This window comes from Mycobacterium sp. 852002-30065_SCH5024008, assembly GCF_001665645.1.
Classification (GTDB): domain Bacteria; phylum Actinomycetota; class Actinomycetes; order Mycobacteriales; family Mycobacteriaceae; genus Mycobacterium; species Mycobacterium paraffinicum.
Genome location: NZ_LZSZ01000004.1, coordinates 59,529 through 75,500, shown reverse-complemented (window position 1 = coordinate 75,500; position 15,972 = coordinate 59,529). Strand labels below are relative to the sequence as shown.

Here is a 15,972-nt window from a genome sequence, read left to right as displayed (position 1 = left end):
CAGATGGCTCACATGACCAAACCGTAACCAGTGTGGCGGGTGGTGCAGATGATGGCGGTGCGACTACCCTTGCCGACATGGCTAACAAGACCGCCGCCCGCTCCAAAGCCAGAACGAGCAGGTCAAAGGCCCCTTCGCGAAGTGGGTCGGGTCGCGCGCGGCCGGCGGCGCCCCGTAAGCGGCCGAGCAGGCCCGCCAAACGGCGAAACCACTCGCTGCTGGTGGCCGCCGGGCTGACCGGCGGCCGCGCGCTGCGCGCCACCTGGCTGATGGCGGCACGCAGCACTGGCGGCGCGGCCCGATCGATCGGCCGGGCCCGCGACATCGACCCGGGGCACCGCCGCGACGGGATCGCGCTGATGCTGCTCGGCCTTTCCGTGGTGGTCGCCGCGAGCTCGTGGTTCAACGCCGCCCGGCCGGTCGGCGCGTGGGTCGACACGCTGTTGCGCACCTTCATCGGGGCGGGCGTCCTGGCGCTTCCGGTCGTCACCGCCGCGGTCGCGGTGGCACTGATGCGCACCCAGCCCAACCCCGATGCGCGACCCAGGCTGATCCTGGGCGCCACCCTGATCGCGCTTTCCGTTCTCGGCTTGCGGCACCTGTGGTCCGGCTCGCCGGAAGACCCGGAAGCGCGGCGCCGCGCGGCGGGGTTCATCGGCTTCGCCATCGGCGGCCCACTGTCCGACGGGCTGACGGCGTGGATCGCGGCGCCGTTGTTGTTCATCGGCTTCATGTTCGGCCTGCTGTTGCTGACCGGGACCACCATCCGGGAGGTGCCCGACGCCGTCCGCGCCATGTTCGGCGCCCGACTGCTCGGCGATGACGAGTACTACGACGACTATGACGACGACGCGGATTCCGGTGCGGTCCAGGACTTTTCCGACGAGTTCTACGACGAGAGTTCGCTCGATCCCGAAGATGGGCCGCCGCCGGCCTGGGCGACTGCGGAGCCGGCAGCGGCCCTGCGCGACAACGAGGACGACATTCCCACCACGCCGGAGCCGGCCATCGGGAAGAGCCGCCGCCGCGACAAGAAGAAGACCGAGGTGCTCGACCGCGTCGTCGAGGGGCCCTACACCCTGCCGTCGATGAGCCTGCTGGTGGCGGGTGACCCGCCGAAGAAGCGCAGCGCCGCCAACAACGTCATGGCCGACGCCATCGGCGAGGTGCTCACCCAGTTCAAGGTCGACGCAGCCGTCACCGGCTGCACCCGCGGACCGACCGTCACCCGCTACGAGGTCGAGCTCGGGCCGGGCGTGAAGGTGGAGAAGATCACCGCGCTGCAGAAGAACATCGCCTACGCGGTGGCCACCGAGAGCGTGCGCATGCTGGCCCCCATCCCCGGCAAGTCCGCCGTGGGCATCGAGGTGCCCAACACCGACCGCGAAATGGTGCGGCTGGCCGACGTGCTGACCGCGCCGTCGACCCGTCGCGACCACCACCCGCTGGTGATCGCCCTCGGCAAGGACATCGAGGGCGACTTCATCTCGGCCAATCTGGCCAAGATGCCGCACCTGCTGGTCGCGGGATCCACCGGCTCCGGTAAGTCCAGCTTCGTCAACTCCATGCTGGTGTCGCTGCTGACCCGGGCCACCCCCGAAGAGGTCAGGATGATCCTGATCGATCCGAAGATGGTGGAGCTGACCCCGTACGAGGGCATTCCGCACCTGATCACCCCGATCATCACTCAGCCCAAGAAGGCCGCCGCCGCGCTGGCGTGGCTGGTCGAGGAGATGGAGCAGCGCTACCAGGACATGCAGGCGTCGCGGGTGCGCCACATCGACGACTTCAACGAGAAGGTGCGGTCGGGGGCCATCACCGCGCCGCTGGGCAGCCAGCGCGAATACCGGCCGTACCCGTACGTCGTGGCGATCGTCGACGAGCTGGCGGACCTGATGATGACCGCGCCGCGCGACGTCGAGGACGCGATCGTGCGGATCACCCAGAAAGCCCGGGCCGCCGGCATCCATCTGGTGCTGGCCACCCAGCGCCCGTCGGTCGACGTGGTCACCGGGCTGATCAAGACCAACGTGCCGTCACGGCTGGCGTTCGCCACGTCGTCGCTCACCGACAGCCGGGTGATCCTGGACCAGGCCGGTGCCGAGAAGCTGATCGGCATGGGCGACGGCCTGTTCCTGCCGATGGGCGCGAGCAAGCCGCTGCGGTTGCAGGGCGCCTACATCACCGACGAGGAGATCCACGCCGTCGTCAACGCGTGCAAGGACCAGGCCGAGCCCGAATACACCGACGGCGTCACCACGGCCAAGCCGACGGGCGAACGCACCGACGTCGACCCCGACATCGGCGACGACATGGACGTGTTCCTGCAGGCGGTCGAGCTGGTGGTGTCCAGCCAGTTCGGCTCCACCTCGATGCTGCAGCGCAAGCTGCGCGTCGGCTTCGCCAAGGCCGGCCGGCTGATGGACCTGATGGAAACCCGCGGCATCGTCGGGCCCAGCGAGGGATCCAAGGCGCGCGAGGTGCTGGTCAAGCCCGACGAGCTGGCCGGAACGCTGGCGTTGATCCGGGGCGGCAGCGACGCCGACGGCGGCGACCCCGACGAATAGCTCGCGGGGCCTGTGGCGATCGCGAGGGCGGCGTAGCCGGGCGAAGCGGGTCGCCACCATCGGGCTAGAGCACCAGCAGCATCCGGGAGTTGCCCAGGATGTTGGGCTTGACGTAGCTCAGGTCCAGGAACTCGGCGACACCGATGTCGTAGGAGCGGCACATCTCCTCGAACACCTCGGCGGTGACCGGCGTGCCCTCGATCTCGGTGAACCCGTGCTTGCCGAAGAACTCGGTCTCGAACGTCAGCACGAACAGGCGCTTCAGCTGCAGCTCGCGCGCGACCTCCAGCAACCGATCGACGATCGCGTGGCCGATGCCGTGGCCCGTCATCGCCGGGTCGACCGCGACGGTGCGGATCTCGCCCAGGTCGGACCACATCACGTGCAGCGCGCCGCAACCGACCACGTCATCGCCGCATTCGGCCACCCAGAACTCCTGGACGGCCTCGTACAGCGTCACCAGGTTCTTCTCGAGCAGGATCTTCCCCGCGTAGGTGTCGACGAGTTGTTTGATCGCGGGGACGTCGGACGTTCGCGCGCGGCGCACCACCGCTCGGCGGTCCTGTGGACATTCAGTCACGGCTAACAGTATCGGCATCGGGGACGGGCGCGCTGGTCAACAGTTATTCTGTTGCCGTGTCGGGGCAGCCGCAAACGGGACCGTTGATGGGACCGCCGGGCCGCGCCCATATCGCAAACCTCGCCAACACGCTGACGCTGTTGCGGCTGGTGTTGGTGCCGATCTTCCTGCTCGCGCTGTTCGCCAAGGACGGTCACGAGATCGCTTTCCGGATCGTGGCTTTCGTGATTTTCGCGGTTGCCGCGATCACGGATCGGCTGGACGGCCTGCTCGCCCGCAACTACGGCATGGCGACCGAATTCGGGGCGTTCGTCGATCCGATCGCGGACAAGACGCTGGTCGGGTCGGCGCTGATCGGTCTGTCGATGCTCGGCGAGCTGCCGTGGTGGGTCACGGTCGTGATCCTGGTCCGCGAGTTCGGGGTCACGGTGCTGCGGCTGGCGGTCATTCGCCGTGGGGTCATCCCGGCCAGTTGGGGCGGCAAGGTCAAGACCGTGGTCCAGGCGGTGGCGATCGGCCTGTTCATCCTGCCGCTGGCCGGGCCTTTCCGGGTGACGGCGGCGGTGGTGATGGGTGTGGCCATCGTGCTGACGATCGTCACCGGCATCGACTACGTGGTGTCGACCGTTCGGGAAGTGCGTCGGACGACCGACTGATTTTCCGGTCGCCGAACGGGAACCAAGGCCCCGCTCCCCGCGTTTCACGTAGTGAGCATCCGCCGGACGCGGTCGATTTCGTGCCGAGCGGGGCTGACTGGACGAAGGAGGGCAGGAATGCCGTCATTAGTGCGCGAGGTCATCGGCGACGTGCTGCGCGAGGCCCGGGTGACGCAGGGCCGGACGCTGCGCGAGGTGTCCGATTCGGCGCGGGTGAGCCTCGGATATCTGTCCGAGGTGGAGCGCGGGCGCAAGGAACCCTCCAGCGAGCTGCTCAACGCGATCTGCGAGGCGTTACAGGTCCCGCTGTCGTCGGTGCTCACCGACGCCGGCGAGCGGATGGCCGGCCAGGAACGGGCGGCCCACAGCGCGCCCGTCGACGGGGCGCGCGGTCCCAGCATCGACGCCGGCACGAAGGTCGTCATCCCGCCGGTGGCGTCCCTGGCGATCGCCTGAGCGCAGCCCGGCGCGGCGATCCAGCGCCAGGGGTAGGGCGATCGGCCCCGACCCACTAAATTGAGCGACAAGCGACGGCCCATCCAGGGACCATCCGGCCTATAAGAAGCGAAGGTGGAGCTCACTCATGGCCAATCCGTTCGTCAAAGCGTGGAAGTACCTGATGGCGCTGTTCAACGCGAAGATCGACGAGCACGCCGACCCCAAGGTGCAGATCCAGCAGGCCATCGAGGAAGCGCAACGCACGCACCAGGCGCTGACGCAGCAGGCGGCGCAGGTGATCGGCAACCAGCGCCAGCTGGAGATGCGGCTGAACCGGCAACTCGCCGACATTGAAAAGCTGCAGGTCAACGTGCGCCAGGCCCTGACGCTCGCCGACCAGGCCACCGCCGCCGGTGACGCCGCCAAGGCGACCGAGTACAACAACGCCGCCGAGGCGTTCGCGGCCCAGCTGGTGACCGCCGAGCAGAGCGTCGAGGACCTCAAGACGCTGCACGATCAGGCGCTGAGCGCGGCCTCGCAGGCCAAGAAGGCGGTCGAGCAGAACGCGATGATGCTGCAACAGAAGATCGCCGAGCGCACCAAGCTGCTCAGCCAGCTCGAGCAGGCCAAGATGCAGGAACAGGTGAGCGCGTCGCTGCGGTCGATGAGCGAGATCGCCGCCCCGGGCAACGTGCCCAGCCTCGACGAGGTGCGCGACAAGATCGAACGTCGCTACGCCAACGCGATCGGCTCCGCCGAGCTCGCACAGGGTTCGGTGCAGGGCCGCATGCTCGAGGTCGAGCAGGCCGGGGTGCAGATGGCCGGTCACTCCCGGCTGGAGCAGATCCGCGCGTCGATGCGCGGCGAAGCGCTGCCGACCGGGGGGACACCCGCCGCCGGGGCCACCCCGGAGGCGAAGCCCGCGTCCGCCGAGACCACCGGGGGCGCGGTCACCGAGAAACCTTTTGGCCAGTAACGCGGGTGTCGTGGCGGTGAGCGAGACGCGGCGCGGGCTCTGGCGCACGTTGCTGGGGCGCGGGTTGGCCACCGCCGCCGACCTTTCCGATTTGGTGGCCCAGAAGATCAGCGCCGCCGCGGATCCGCGTGCGCGGCTGCTGCGGCGGCAACGTCGCGCGCTGCGGTGGGGCCTGATCTTCGCCGCCGGCTGCGTGTTCTGGGCGTTGGTGACGATGCTGCTGGCAGCCTGGGGATGGTTCGCGCTGCTGCTGGAGATCACCGGCGCCGTCGCGGTCATCATGACCATCCCGGCGACGCTGTTGTTGTTCCGCTACCGGTGGCTGCGCTCCGAGCCGCTGCCCACGCCCCGCCCGGCGAACGCGCGCCGGCTGCCGCCACCCGGGTCGGCGGCGCGGCCCGCCATGTACGCGCTGGGCGCCTCCGAACGCGGATTCCTCTCCCTGCTGAACGTGATCGAGCGCGGCTCGATGTTGCCGACCGCCGAGATCCGTGACCTGACCGCGGCGGCCAACAAAACCTCGGCGGCCATGGCGGCCACCGCTGCGGAGGTGGTGTCGATGGAGCGGGCGGCGCAGTCCAGCGAATCATCGCGGGCGTATCTGGTGCCCACCATCAACGCGTTCACCGCGCAGTTGAGCGCCGGCGTCCGTCAATACAACGAGATGGTCACCGCCGCAGCCCAATTGGTGTCTTCGGCCAACGGCGATCAGTTGGCCGCCTCGCAGCGCTACCGCGCCGAGCTCGCCGGGGCAACCGACCGGCTGGTCGGCTGGGCGCAGGCGTTCGACGAACTCGGCGGCTTGCGCGGCGCCAGCTAGCGGGCTAGAACGTCGCTTTCAGCGACGGCAGCACCACGGCGGCCAGGCCGCGAAGGGTGGCCTTGAACATGTCGAAGAAGTCAAAGTAGTCGCGCCACAACGTGATTCGCCCGTCGTGGACTTCGAACACGCCGCACACCCAGAACTGAAGCCGCAACGGGCCGAAGATCAGGGCGTCGGTGCGCTCGGTGAGCACCGCCCCGCCGTCGGCGGCGATGCGGTGGATCTTCACCTCGAAGGCGGCGCGGCCGTCCATCCGGCGAAACAGCTTCATCGCCCTGGCGCGGCCGTGAATCGTCGGCAGCCCGACATTTTCGTAGACGAGGTTGTCGTCCAATGCTGCGTCGGCGGCCTCGTAATCCGCATCCTGCAGGGCGTTCAGAAAGCCCTCGACCGTGCGGGTGTTCGCAACGGTTGTCCCAGTCAGCTCGGTCATGGGTGCCAGCGTAGGCGAGCGTTTGGGTGGCGCGCTGTGGCAGGGTAAGGCCGATGCGCGTCGCCGTGGTAGCCGGGCCGGATCCCGGGCACTCGTTTCCCGCGATTGCGCTGTGCCAACGCTTCGCCCACGCCGGCGACGAGCCCACGCTGTTCACCGGCGCCGAGTGGGTCGACACGGCCCGCGCCGCCGGCATCGACGCCGCCCCGCTGGACGGACTGGCCGCCACCGACGACGACGCCGACGCCGGGGCCCGGATCCATCGGCGCGCGGCGCGGATGGCCGTCCTCAACGTGCCGGCGCTGCGCGACCTGGCGCCCGACCTCGTGGTGTCCGACGTCATCACCGCGGGGGGCGGCATGGCCGCCGAGCTATTGGGCATCCCGTGGATCGAGCTCAACCCGCATCCGCTCTACCTGCCGTCGAAGGGACTGCCGCCGATCGGGAGCGGACTGGCGCCGGGCACCGGCCTCCGCGGCCGGCTCCGCGACGCCACGATGCGGGCGCTCACCGCGCGGTCGTGGCGCGCGGGCCTGCGGCAGCGCGCGACCGTGCGGGTCGAGATCGGACTGCCGGCCCGCGATCCCGGGCCGCTGCGGCGGCTGATCGCCACCCTGCCCGCCCTCGAGGTGCCGCGGCCGGACTGGCCGGCGGAGGCCGTGCTGGTGGGCCCGCTGCACTTCGAACCGACCGATCGGGTGCTGGAAATCCCGGCGGGCTCCGGACCCGTGCTGGTGGTCGCGCCGTCGACCGCGATGACCGGGACCGAGGGGCTGGTGGAGGTCGCGCTGGCTCACCTGCGGCCGGGGGAGACGCTGCCGGCCGGATCGCGGCTGGTGGTCTCGCGGCTGGGGGGAGCGGATCTGCAGGTGCCCCCGTGGGCGGTGGTCGGGCTCGGCAGCCAGGCCGAGTTGTTGCGCCACGCCGACCTGGTGATCTGCGGCGGTGGGCACGGCATGGTGGCCAAAACGCTGCTGGCGGGGGTGCCGCTGGTCGCGGTGCCCGGTGGCGGGGATCAGTGGGAGATGGCGAACCGGGTGGTCCGGCAGGGCAGCGGGCGGCTGATCCGGCCGTTGACCGCCGAGGCGCTGGTGGCTGCGGTGAACGAGGTGCTGTCGTCGCCCCGCTATCGGGAGGCCGCCCAAGCCGCCGCCGCTAGCATCGTCGGCGTGGCCGATCCGGTCCGGGTGTGCCACGAAGCGCTCGCTCCGACGGGATGATCGGGCGGGTTCGCGAAGGGAGGGCGTCGGCAATGAGGACGATCGCCGCGGGCGGCCTGCTTCTTGCCTTGATGTTCGGCTCGGGCGTCGCGCGTGCCGACAGCGGCGACGAGCAGCAGGCATGCCAGTTGATGGACGACCCGGCGGCCGCTGAGCAGGGCTATGCGCCGGCCGAATACGCCTTCATGCAGTTGCGCTCCCGAATGTCGGCGCAGCGGGCGCGGACGACCATGTCCGAGGCCGTCCAGGACTTCTGCCCCAACCACCTGATCGACCTGCCGGCCAGTTGGCGGTAATGCGGCCGGTGTCCGAACGCTGCCCGGTGGGTATCTTGCTGGCGTGCGGCTAACGGAATTCAACGAGCGCGTGGTCCTGCGATTCGGTGCGGCATACGGCTCTTCGGTGCTGGCGGACCATGTGCTGAGCGGTTTCGACGGCCGTACCGCCGCCCAGGCGATCGAGGACGGGGCCGAACCCCGCGACGTGTGGCGGGCCCTGTGCGTCGACTTCGACGTGCCGCGCGACCAGTGGTGACGTGCGGGCCGCAACCTTGTTCGTAGGGCGGGTACTCGTTCTGCCGCAGTAGAGCCGCGAGCCTAACTTCGCTTCGACGGTGGCGCCTCGAACACGCAATCGCCGCAGACGGACCGACCCGGAAGGCGATAGAAGAGGCAGCAACTACGACGTTTGAAGCCCAGGCGTGGGCCGGTGACGCCCGATCCGGCCAGCGCGCCGGTACCCAGCAGCGCATGGGTCATCTCGGCGATCCGCGGGCCGAGGTCGGGCCGCGCCGCGAGCAGGGCCCGGGCGGCGCCGGTCAACGCGGAGGCGACGTTGCCCGCCAGCAGGGCGGGCGCCAGCTTGACCCGCAGCCCGGCGGCAAGCGGCTCCATGTGCTCTTGCACCACCACCCGGTACAGCACGTCCGGCGAGTTGGCGGGGACCCCGACGGGCGCGGGCAACCGCAGTTGCGCCCCGTCGTCGGCGCGTTGCAAGTCGTTGAGGTCGGGGACGACGCCGTGACCCAGCGCGCAGGCGAGCACGGGCGACCACAGGCGGGTGGCGTGGCCGAGCTGAACCAGGGAGGCGGCGACGCGCAGGTCCGTCGTGTGATAGCGCCTGGCGGTGGCGTCGACCAGGTCGGTGAAACCGTCGGCGTAGGACCGCCCGACCGGGTGCCATCCCGCCGCATCGCCGCCCACGGGCAACGCGAAAAATCCTTTGTAGCAGGATATTTCGGCCAGCTCAGCAGAGATATCCATATATGCGCAACCAAGCCTCTTCAGGGGAGATCCGCCCCGGTTGTGGTGAGGAAGCGCCGACGGTGAGTGTCTGGCTCTCGGGTGGGGGCATCCCCATCCCGGTCACAGTGGCGGGACCGCGCCGGATTCGCACCGGTTTCCTCAGGCTTATGCCCCGTCAGCGCCTTTCGGTAGCAGATGTTGCCATACGCGGTGGGGGCCCGGCGTGTCCACTTGAATCGAACAGGTGTTCGGCTACTGTGGGGAACGTTCGGTGAGTCAACTTGTCGGTGGCCTTCTCTAGTGTCACGGCCAACCGACCGACACCGGTCACCGAACACAACGAACCATAGGAGAGGCACCATGACGCAAGCCCCCGACCGCGAGAAGGCTCTCGAACTGGCGATGGCCCAGATCGAAAAGAGCTATGGCAAAGGCTCGGTGATGCGTCTCGGCGACGAGATGCGTCAGCCGATCTCGGTCATCCCGACCGGATCCATCGCACTGGACGTGGCCCTGGGCATCGGCGGCCTGCCCCGCGGCCGGGTCGTGGAGATCTACGGCCCGGAGTCCTCGGGAAAGACCACCGTCGCCCTGCACGCGGTGGCCAACGCCCAGGCCGCCGGCGGCGTCGCGGCGTTCATCGACGCCGAGCACGCGCTGGACCCGGACTACGCCAACAAGCTGGGCGTGGATACCGATTCCCTGCTGGTCAGCCAGCCCGACACGGGGGAGCAGGCGCTCGAGATCGCCGACATGCTGATCCGCTCCGGAGCGCTGGACATCCTGGTCATCGACTCGGTGGCGGCGCTGGTGCCGCGCGCGGAGCTCGAGGGCGAGATGGGCGACAGCCACGTCGGTCTGCAGGCCCGGCTGATGAGCCAGGCGCTGCGGAAAATGACTGGCGCGCTGAACAATTCGGGAACCACCGCGATCTTCATCAACCAGCTGCGGGAAAAGATCGGGGTGATGTTCGGCAGCCCGGAAACCACCACGGGCGGTAAGGCTTTGAAGTTCTACGCGTCGGTGCGCATGGACGTGCGCCGGATCGAGACGCTCAAGGACGGCACCAACGCGGTCGGTAACCGCACCCGGGTCAAGGTCGTCAAGAACAAGGTGGCGCCGCCGTTCAAGCAGGCGGAATTCGACATCCTCTACGGCAGGGGAATCAGCCGCGAGGGTTCGCTGATCGATATGGGTGTGGAGCAGGGCTTCATCCGCAAGTCCGGTTCCTGGTTCACCTACGAGGGTGAGCAGCTCGGTCAGGGCAAGGAGAATGCCCGCACCTTCCTGATGGAAAACGGCGAGGTGGCCAACGAGATCGAGAAGAAGATCAAGGAGAAGCTCGGCATTGGCGCGGTCGTGACCGATGACGAAGTCCTGCCCGCCCCCGTCGATTTCTGAGCCCTCTCGCGAGGAGCAGGCGCGGACGCTGTGCCTGCGCCTGCTCACCGCGAGGGCGCGCACCCGGGCCGAGCTGCACGGCCAGCTGGCGAAACGCGGTTACCCCGAGGACATCAGGGCTGCCGTGCTCGACCGGCTCGCCGCCGTTGGCCTGGTCGATGACAGCGACTTCGCCGAGCAGTGGGTGCAGTCCCGCCGGGCGAAGAGCAGGCGGGCCCTGGCCGCTGAACTGCGCACCAAGGGTGTCGACAGGGACGTGATCACCACCGCGCTGTCCGGGATCGACGCCGGTGCCGAGCGGGACCGGGCCGAGCAGTTGGTGCGGGCCAAGCTGCGTCGGGAAGCGCTGGACGGCGATGACGCGCGAGTGACCCGCCGGCTGGTCGGGATGTTGGCGCGCCGTGGCTACAGCCAGAACCTGGCGTGCGAGGTCGTCCTCGCCGAACTGGCCGCCGAACGGGAGCGCCGCCGGGTCTAGCCCGGTGACGTGCGGTTTCTCGCCCGCCGACCGGTCGCCGTACCATGGCCCCGTGACTTCGATGGTGGCCCGAGATGTTTCGGGGGCGCGTACCTACCAGGTGCGCACCTACGGCTGCCAGATGAACGTCCACGATTCCGAGCGGTTGGCGGGTCTGCTGGAAGCGGCCGGTTACGAGCGGGCGGTCGAGGGGGCCGACGCCGACGTGGTCGTCTTCAACACCTGCGCGGTCCGCGAAAACGCCGACAACAAGCTGTACGGCAACCTCAGCCACCTGGCGCCGCGCAAGCGCGGCAACCCCGAGATGCAGATCGCGGTCGGGGGTTGCCTGGCCCAAAAAGACCGGGATGCGTTGCTGCGCAAGGCGCCCTGGGTCGACGTCGTCTTCGGCACGCACAACCTCGGATCGCTGCCCACGCTGCTGGAACGGGCGCGGCACAACAAGGTCGCCCAGGTGGAGATCGCCGAGTCGCTGCAGGAGTTTCCGTCGTCGCTGCCGAGCGCGCGCGAATCAGCTTACGCCGCTTGGGTTTCCGTCTCCGTCGGGTGCAACAACAGCTGCACCTTCTGCATCGTGCCCTCGCTGCGGGGCAAGGAGGTCGACCGCAGCCCGGCCGACATCCTGGCCGAGGTGAGGGCGCTGGTGGACGACGGCGTGCTCGAAGTCACGCTGCTGGGCCAGAATGTCAACGCCTACGGGGTGTCGTTCGCCGACCCGGCGCTGCCCCGCGATCGCGGCGCCTTCGGGCGCCTCCTGCGGGCCTGCGGGGACATCGACGGTCTGGAACGGGTGCGGTTCACCTCCCCGCATCCGGCCGAATTCACCGACGACGTCATCGACGCCATGGCGCAGACGCCGAATGTCTGCCCCGCCCTGCACATGCCGCTGCAGTCGGGCTCCGACCGGGTGCTGCGCGCGATGCGGCGCTCGTACCGCGCCGAGCGCTACCTCGGCATCATCGACCGCGTGCGCGCGGCCATGCCGCACGCCGCCATCACCACCGACCTGATCGTCGGGTTTCCCGGTGAGACCGAAGAGGACTTCGCGGCCACCCTGGACGTGGTGCGGCAGGCCCGGTTCGCGGCCGCGTTCACCTTCCAGTACTCCAAGCGGCCCGGCACCCCGGCCGCCGAGCTCGCCGGGCAGCTCCCGAAAGCCGTTGTGCAGGAACGCTATGAGCGCCTGGTCGAGCTGCAGGAGCAGATCTCGCTGGAGGGCAATCGCGCGCTGGTCGGCCAGACCGTCGAGCTGCTGGTCGCCGCAGGCGAGGGACGCAAGGACACCCGCACGGCGCGGATGACCGGCCGCGCCCGCGACGGCCGCCTGGTGCACTTCAGCGCCGACGACCGAATCCGACCCGGGGATTTCGTCACCGCGGTGGTCACCCAGGCCGCGCCGCACCACCTCATCGCCGACGCCGGCGTCCTCAGCCATCGCCGCACCCGCGCCGGGGACGCGCACGCCGCCGGGCAGCGCCCGGGTGGCATCGGGCTCGGCATGCCCGCCGTCGGACCGCCCGCCGGCCCAATCGAACCCCTTGGATGTGCCCGATGAACGAAGAACACCCCGACCTCGACGCCCTGCGCACCGAAATCGAGGCCGCCGAGCGCCGCGTGGCGCGCGGATTCGACCCGGGCCCACGGGGTTTCGTCGTGGCCATCCTGGTCTTCGTGCTGCTGGGATCGTTCATCCTGCCGCACACCGGCGCGGTGCGCGGCTGGGACGTGTTGTTCAGCAGCCACGGGGCCGGCGCGGCCGCGGTGTCGCTGCCGTCGCGGGTGTTCGCCTGGCTGACGCTGGTGTTCGGCGTCGGCTTCTCGATGCTGGCGTTGGTCACGCGGCGCTGGGTGCTGGCCTGGATCGCGCTGGCGGGTTCGGCGCTCGCCGGCGCGGCGGGACTGTTGGCCATCTGGTCGCGTCAGACGGTGGCCGCGGGGCACCCGGGCCCGGGGGTGGGGCTGATCGCGGCCTGGATCATCGTCCTCACGCTGACCTACCAGTGGGCCCGGGTGGTGTGGTCGCGCACCATCGTGCAACTCGCGGCCGAGGAGCAGCGGCGCCGCGTCGCGGCGCAGCAGCAGTCGATGACGCTGCTCGACAGCCTGGACGACGGGCCTGACGCCCCGAACCGCCGGGGCGGGCCGAACGGCGCCGCCGCCGGGGATCCCGAAGCCTAGGGCTTGCGGGTCAGCGCCTCTGCGGCCGCCTGCGCCCACTGCCGCCACTGCTCGGCGTTGGCCCTGGCCTCTTCGGCCTCTTTGGTGCGGCCCGCCGCCGCGGCCTTCTGGGCCTGCTGCTCGTATTGTTCGGCACGGGTGCGGAACTGCTCGGCGCGGGCCTGCGCCTGCGGATCCGACCAATCGGCCTCGCCCGCATCGCGCACCTTCTTCTCGATCGCACGCAGCCGGCGCTCCAATTCGGCGGACCGTTCCCGCGGCACCTTGCCGATCGCGTCCCACTTCTCGGCGATCGACCGCAGCGCGGCCCTGGCCGCGTCGTGGTTGCTCGTGTCGATCTTCTCCGCCTCGGCCAGCAGCGCCTCCTTGGCGGTGGCGTTGGCCCGCAGCTCCGCGTCCTTCTCCGCCGTCGCCGCGTTGCGGGCCGCGAAGAAGATGTCCTGGGCCGCCTTGAACCGCCGCCACAGGGCGTCGTCGACGTCGCGGGCCGCTCGGCCCGCCGCCTTCCACTCCGTGAGCAGCTTGCGGAATTCCGCGCTGGTGGCAGTCCAGTCCGTCGAATCGGACAACTCCTCGGCCCGCTCGCACAGCCGTTCCTTCGCCTGCCGGACTCCCACCCGCTCCCGGTCCAGCTCGGCGAAATGCGATCCCCGCCGCCGGTTGAAGGCCTCCCGGGCCGCCGAATAACGCTTCCACAGCGCATCGTCGACCTTGCGGTCCAGGCCGTTGATGGTCTTCCACTCGTCGAGGATGGCGCGCAGCCGGTCGCCGGCCGCCTTCCACTGTGTCGAGTTGGCGCCCAACTCCTCGGCCTCGGCGGCCAGCGCCTCCTTCCGTGCGGTCTGGGTGGCGCGGTGCTCGTCGCGGCGGGAGCGCTCCTCGGCGACGGTGCTCTCGACCTGGTCGATGAGGCTGGTCAGCCGGCGGGCGAGCGCGTCGATGTCGCCCAGCACGGACGCCGTCGGCAACGTTTCGGCCAATTCGGTGGCGTGGGCTTTGATCTTGCGGGCGTCACCGGTTCCGGCCGCCAGCCGCTCCTCCATGAGGGTGACCTCGGTGCTCAGGTCGTCGAAGCGGCGGCCGAAGTGGGCGAAGGCGGCTTCTCGGTCGCCGGCCTGCCAGGAGCCGACGATGCGCTCGCCGGCGGCGGTGATCAGCCAGACCGTGCCGTCGTCGTCGACCCGCCCGAACTGATGCGGATCGCTGCGCGGGGGCGCCGGTATGGGATGGGTGGTGGGCCGCGGCCCCGGACTGAGCGGCCGGGGCCCGGGACGTGGTCCCGGACGTGGCACCGGGCGCGAAACCGGTTGGGCCACCGGGTCAGCCGGGTCTCCGCCGTGTGGTTCGTCAGCCGTCATGCGCTCGTCACCTACCCTTCGCGCGGTCGGTATTCCGCGCACCTGCCGCGCGTAGCGGCACCATCTGCTGCAGCCGCGGGCCGGCCGTCTCGGCTCTCCCAACAGCTGCTTAACAGTATTCAAGCAGCTTGGCGGCCCATGCGCCGCCACCCTGATCTTCTCGTTCATACCCGCTGCATCCGTCCGGACGCAGCGGGTATGACGGTTGTCCGTACCCCGACTCGGACCGAGGAACCATGGCCAAGGCGGACATCGCCACGTTGCTCGCGTTGGCGTCCGCGCTCTGCGCCAGAATGCTGGCGGTGGCGGCGCTGGTGATGACGGCCGCCGCCACCGTCGAGCTCGCTCGCGTCGACGCCTCCGCGACGCGCGACCGGGTAGAGGCGCGGCTCGGGACGCCGTCGCGCAACCGGCGTAGCCGGCCCGCCGTTGTAATCGAATCGCGGCGGTACCCACAGCACCTACTTATGTTGATGAAGTATCAACAGTGGGTGAACCGGTCAAAGAGCAATGACGTGCGCTACGTCATACAGTTGTTGCTGAACTGATCGCGAATTTTTGGTGTATTTCCCCGCACCCCAGGGAAAGCTGGTCGGGGCAGTCGTGAGGTGAGGGGTCGCTCATGTCGAAGGTTGATGTCGCGGCGCTGATAGCGCTGTGTGCGGCGTTGGCGTCCGCGGTCGGCGATGTGATCCGTCAGCGCTCGGCGCAGGAGATCACGGATAAGAAGGTCGGCCATCTCGAGCTGTTCCGCATGTCGCTGCGGGACACCCGGTGGTGGTTGGGCGGCCTGGCCGCGATCGTCAACTACAGCCTGCAGGCCGGGGCCCTGGCGTGGGGTTCGGTGGTGTTGGTGACCGCGCTGCAGGTGACCGCGTTGCTGTTCGCCCTGCCGATCTACGCGCGGCTGACCAAGCGCCGGGTGACCCGCTGGGAGTGGGTGTGGGCGGTGACACTGGCCGGCGCCCTGGCGGTGGTCATCATCGTCGGTGACCCGGCCTCCGGCCATCAGCGCGCGTCGGTGGAGACGTGGGCCATCGTCGCCGCGGTGATGGTGCCTTTGCTGATCGCGTGCGTCGTGGCCGCGCGAATCTGGTCGGGCAGCCCGATGGCGGCCGCGCTGCTCGCGGTGGTGGCGGGGTCGGCCCTGGCATTGTTCGCGGTGCTCACCAAGGGCATCGTCGAGGTGGGCGAGAACGGCCCGTTGGCCGTGCTGACAGCCCCTGAGTTCGTCCCCTGGCTACTGCTGGCGCTGACCGGGATGATCTTCCAGCAGTCGGCGTTCCGTGCCGGCGCGCTGACGGCCTCGATGCCGACGATGACCGTCGCGAAGCCCGTCGTGGCCGGGTTGCTCGGCATCTTCGTGCTCGGCGAAACACTGCACGCCGACGGGCCCAAGGCCTTCGTCCTGATCGCGGCGGTGGCGGTGGTGATCGTGGCAACGGCCGCACTGGCCCGCGGCGAGGCCGCGACGATGGTTGCGGAGGTTGGGCGCGACGACGGAAGCCTCACGCCGGGCGCGTGGTCATCCGAGGACGGCGACGCCGGCCCTTTTAACACCGGCCCCGTTGTCGCGGCGGCCGAGGCCTAAACGCACGCGTCGGCGAACCGTTAGTTTGG

Annotated in this window: 18 protein-coding genes and 1 riboswitch; of the genes, 14 read left to right on the top strand and 4 right to left on the bottom strand. The window is 69.7% G+C overall.

The genetic code is table 11. The features are described from left to right. The first annotated feature begins 77 nt into the window (after window positions 1-77). The gene (locus A5781_RS00455; protein WP_082939155.1) at window positions 78-2,567 is read left to right on the top strand and encodes a DNA translocase FtsK; all 2,490 of its coding nucleotides are present in this window, start codon (window positions 78-80) and stop codon (window positions 2,565-2,567) included. A 64-nt stretch (window positions 2,568-2,631) separates the two neighbouring features. Here the strand turns inward: A5781_RS00455 and A5781_RS00450 are convergent, their stop codons facing one another. Then, complete coding sequence (locus A5781_RS00450; protein ID WP_197503636.1) at window positions 2,632-3,147, bottom strand: amino-acid N-acetyltransferase; 516 nt, start codon at window positions 3,145-3,147, stop codon at window positions 2,632-2,634. Between the two features lie 56 nt (window positions 3,148-3,203). Here A5781_RS00450 and pgsA point away from each other — a divergent pair, with 56 nt between their 5' ends. The 4 genes from pgsA (at window position 3,204) to A5781_RS00430 (ending at window position 6,037) form a co-directional block, all read left to right on the top strand. Beyond that, window positions 3,204-3,803, top strand: a complete 600-nt coding sequence (gene pgsA, locus A5781_RS00445; protein ID WP_082939154.1) for a CDP-diacylglycerol--glycerol-3-phosphate 3-phosphatidyltransferase — start codon at window positions 3,204-3,206, stop codon at window positions 3,801-3,803. A gap of 117 nt (window positions 3,804-3,920) precedes the next feature. Then, window positions 3,921-4,259: a transcriptional regulator ClgR gene (gene clgR / locus A5781_RS00440; protein ID WP_067199399.1), complete on the top strand. Its 339-nt coding sequence runs from the start codon at window positions 3,921-3,923 to the stop codon at window positions 4,257-4,259. Between the two features lie 127 nt (window positions 4,260-4,386). Next, complete coding sequence (pspA, locus tag A5781_RS00435; protein WP_067199395.1) at window positions 4,387-5,217, top strand: phage shock protein PspA; 831 nt, start codon at window positions 4,387-4,389, stop codon at window positions 5,215-5,217. 10 nt (window positions 5,218-5,227) lie between these two features. Further along, the gene (locus tag A5781_RS00430; protein WP_067199392.1) at window positions 5,228-6,037 is read left to right on the top strand and encodes a hypothetical protein; all 810 of its coding nucleotides are present in this window, start codon (window positions 5,228-5,230) and stop codon (window positions 6,035-6,037) included. Window positions 6,038-6,041: 4 nt separating this feature from the next. Here the strand turns inward: A5781_RS00430 and A5781_RS00425 are convergent, their stop codons facing one another. After that, on the bottom strand, window positions 6,042-6,473 hold the full coding sequence (locus A5781_RS00425) for a limonene-1,2-epoxide hydrolase family protein (protein WP_067199388.1): 432 nt from the start codon (window positions 6,471-6,473) through the stop codon (window positions 6,042-6,044). 53 nt (window positions 6,474-6,526) lie between these two features. Between A5781_RS00425 and A5781_RS00420 the strand changes: the two genes are divergently transcribed. Genes A5781_RS00420 through A5781_RS00410 form a run of 3 tightly spaced genes read left to right on the top strand, consistent with a single transcriptional unit; the run spans window position 6,527 to window position 8,227 of the window. Further along, window positions 6,527-7,693, top strand: a complete 1,167-nt coding sequence (locus tag A5781_RS00420) for a glycosyltransferase (protein ID WP_067199384.1) — start codon at window positions 6,527-6,529, stop codon at window positions 7,691-7,693. A gap of 32 nt (window positions 7,694-7,725) precedes the next feature. Then, on the top strand, window positions 7,726-7,989 hold the full coding sequence (locus A5781_RS00415) for a hypothetical protein (protein ID WP_067199643.1): 264 nt from the start codon (window positions 7,726-7,728) through the stop codon (window positions 7,987-7,989). Window positions 7,990-8,008: 19 nt separating this feature from the next. Beyond that, window positions 8,009-8,227: a DUF3046 domain-containing protein gene (locus A5781_RS00410; protein WP_197500931.1), complete on the top strand. Its 219-nt coding sequence runs from the start codon at window positions 8,009-8,011 to the stop codon at window positions 8,225-8,227. Between the two features lie 62 nt (window positions 8,228-8,289). On the opposite strand, the gene A5781_RS00405 is transcribed toward A5781_RS00410, so the two are convergent. Beyond that, the gene (locus tag A5781_RS00405; RefSeq protein ID WP_067199377.1) at window positions 8,290-8,955 is read right to left on the bottom strand and encodes a (2Fe-2S)-binding protein; all 666 of its coding nucleotides are present in this window, start codon (window positions 8,953-8,955) and stop codon (window positions 8,290-8,292) included. A gap of 43 nt (window positions 8,956-8,998) precedes the next feature. Beyond that, window positions 8,999-9,129, bottom strand: a riboswitch (cobalamin riboswitch). 168 nt (window positions 9,130-9,297) lie between these two features. Here A5781_RS00405 and recA point away from each other — a divergent pair. The 4 genes from recA (at window position 9,298) to A5781_RS00385 (ending at window position 12,994) form a co-directional block, all read left to right on the top strand. Continuing rightward, entirely contained in the window at window positions 9,298-10,338 is a 1,041-nt protein-coding gene (recA, locus tag A5781_RS00400) for a recombinase RecA (RefSeq protein WP_067199374.1), read from the top strand. Continuing rightward, window positions 10,304-10,816, top strand: a complete 513-nt coding sequence (gene recX, locus A5781_RS00395; RefSeq protein ID WP_067199370.1) for a recombination regulator RecX — start codon at window positions 10,304-10,306, stop codon at window positions 10,814-10,816. The genes recA and recX overlap by 35 nt, the downstream gene beginning before the upstream one ends. Before the next feature lie 61 nt (window positions 10,817-10,877). Then, window positions 10,878-12,371, top strand: coding sequence for a tRNA (N6-isopentenyl adenosine(37)-C2)-methylthiotransferase MiaB (miaB, locus tag A5781_RS00390; protein WP_197503639.1), 1,494 nt, complete (start codon window positions 10,878-10,880; stop codon window positions 12,369-12,371). After that, window positions 12,368-12,994, top strand: coding sequence for a hypothetical protein (locus A5781_RS00385; RefSeq protein ID WP_067199362.1), 627 nt, complete (start codon window positions 12,368-12,370; stop codon window positions 12,992-12,994). The genes miaB and A5781_RS00385 overlap by 4 nt, the downstream gene beginning before the upstream one ends. Here the strand turns inward: A5781_RS00385 and A5781_RS00380 are convergent. After that, window positions 12,991-14,352, bottom strand: a complete 1,362-nt coding sequence (locus A5781_RS00380; RefSeq protein ID WP_067199359.1) for a DUF349 domain-containing protein — start codon at window positions 14,350-14,352, stop codon at window positions 12,991-12,993. The two genes, A5781_RS00385 and A5781_RS00380, sit on opposite strands and share 4 nt — an antisense overlap. A gap of 236 nt (window positions 14,353-14,588) precedes the next feature. Here A5781_RS00380 and A5781_RS00375 point away from each other — a divergent pair, with 236 nt between their 5' ends. Next, on the top strand, window positions 14,589-14,900 hold the full coding sequence (locus A5781_RS00375) for a hypothetical protein (protein ID WP_067199355.1): 312 nt from the start codon (window positions 14,589-14,591) through the stop codon (window positions 14,898-14,900). A gap of 74 nt (window positions 14,901-14,974) precedes the next feature. After that, window positions 14,975-15,943: a DMT family transporter gene (locus tag A5781_RS00370; protein WP_067199352.1), complete on the top strand. Its 969-nt coding sequence runs from the start codon at window positions 14,975-14,977 to the stop codon at window positions 15,941-15,943. The last annotated feature ends 29 nt before the right edge of the window (window positions 15,944-15,972 follow it).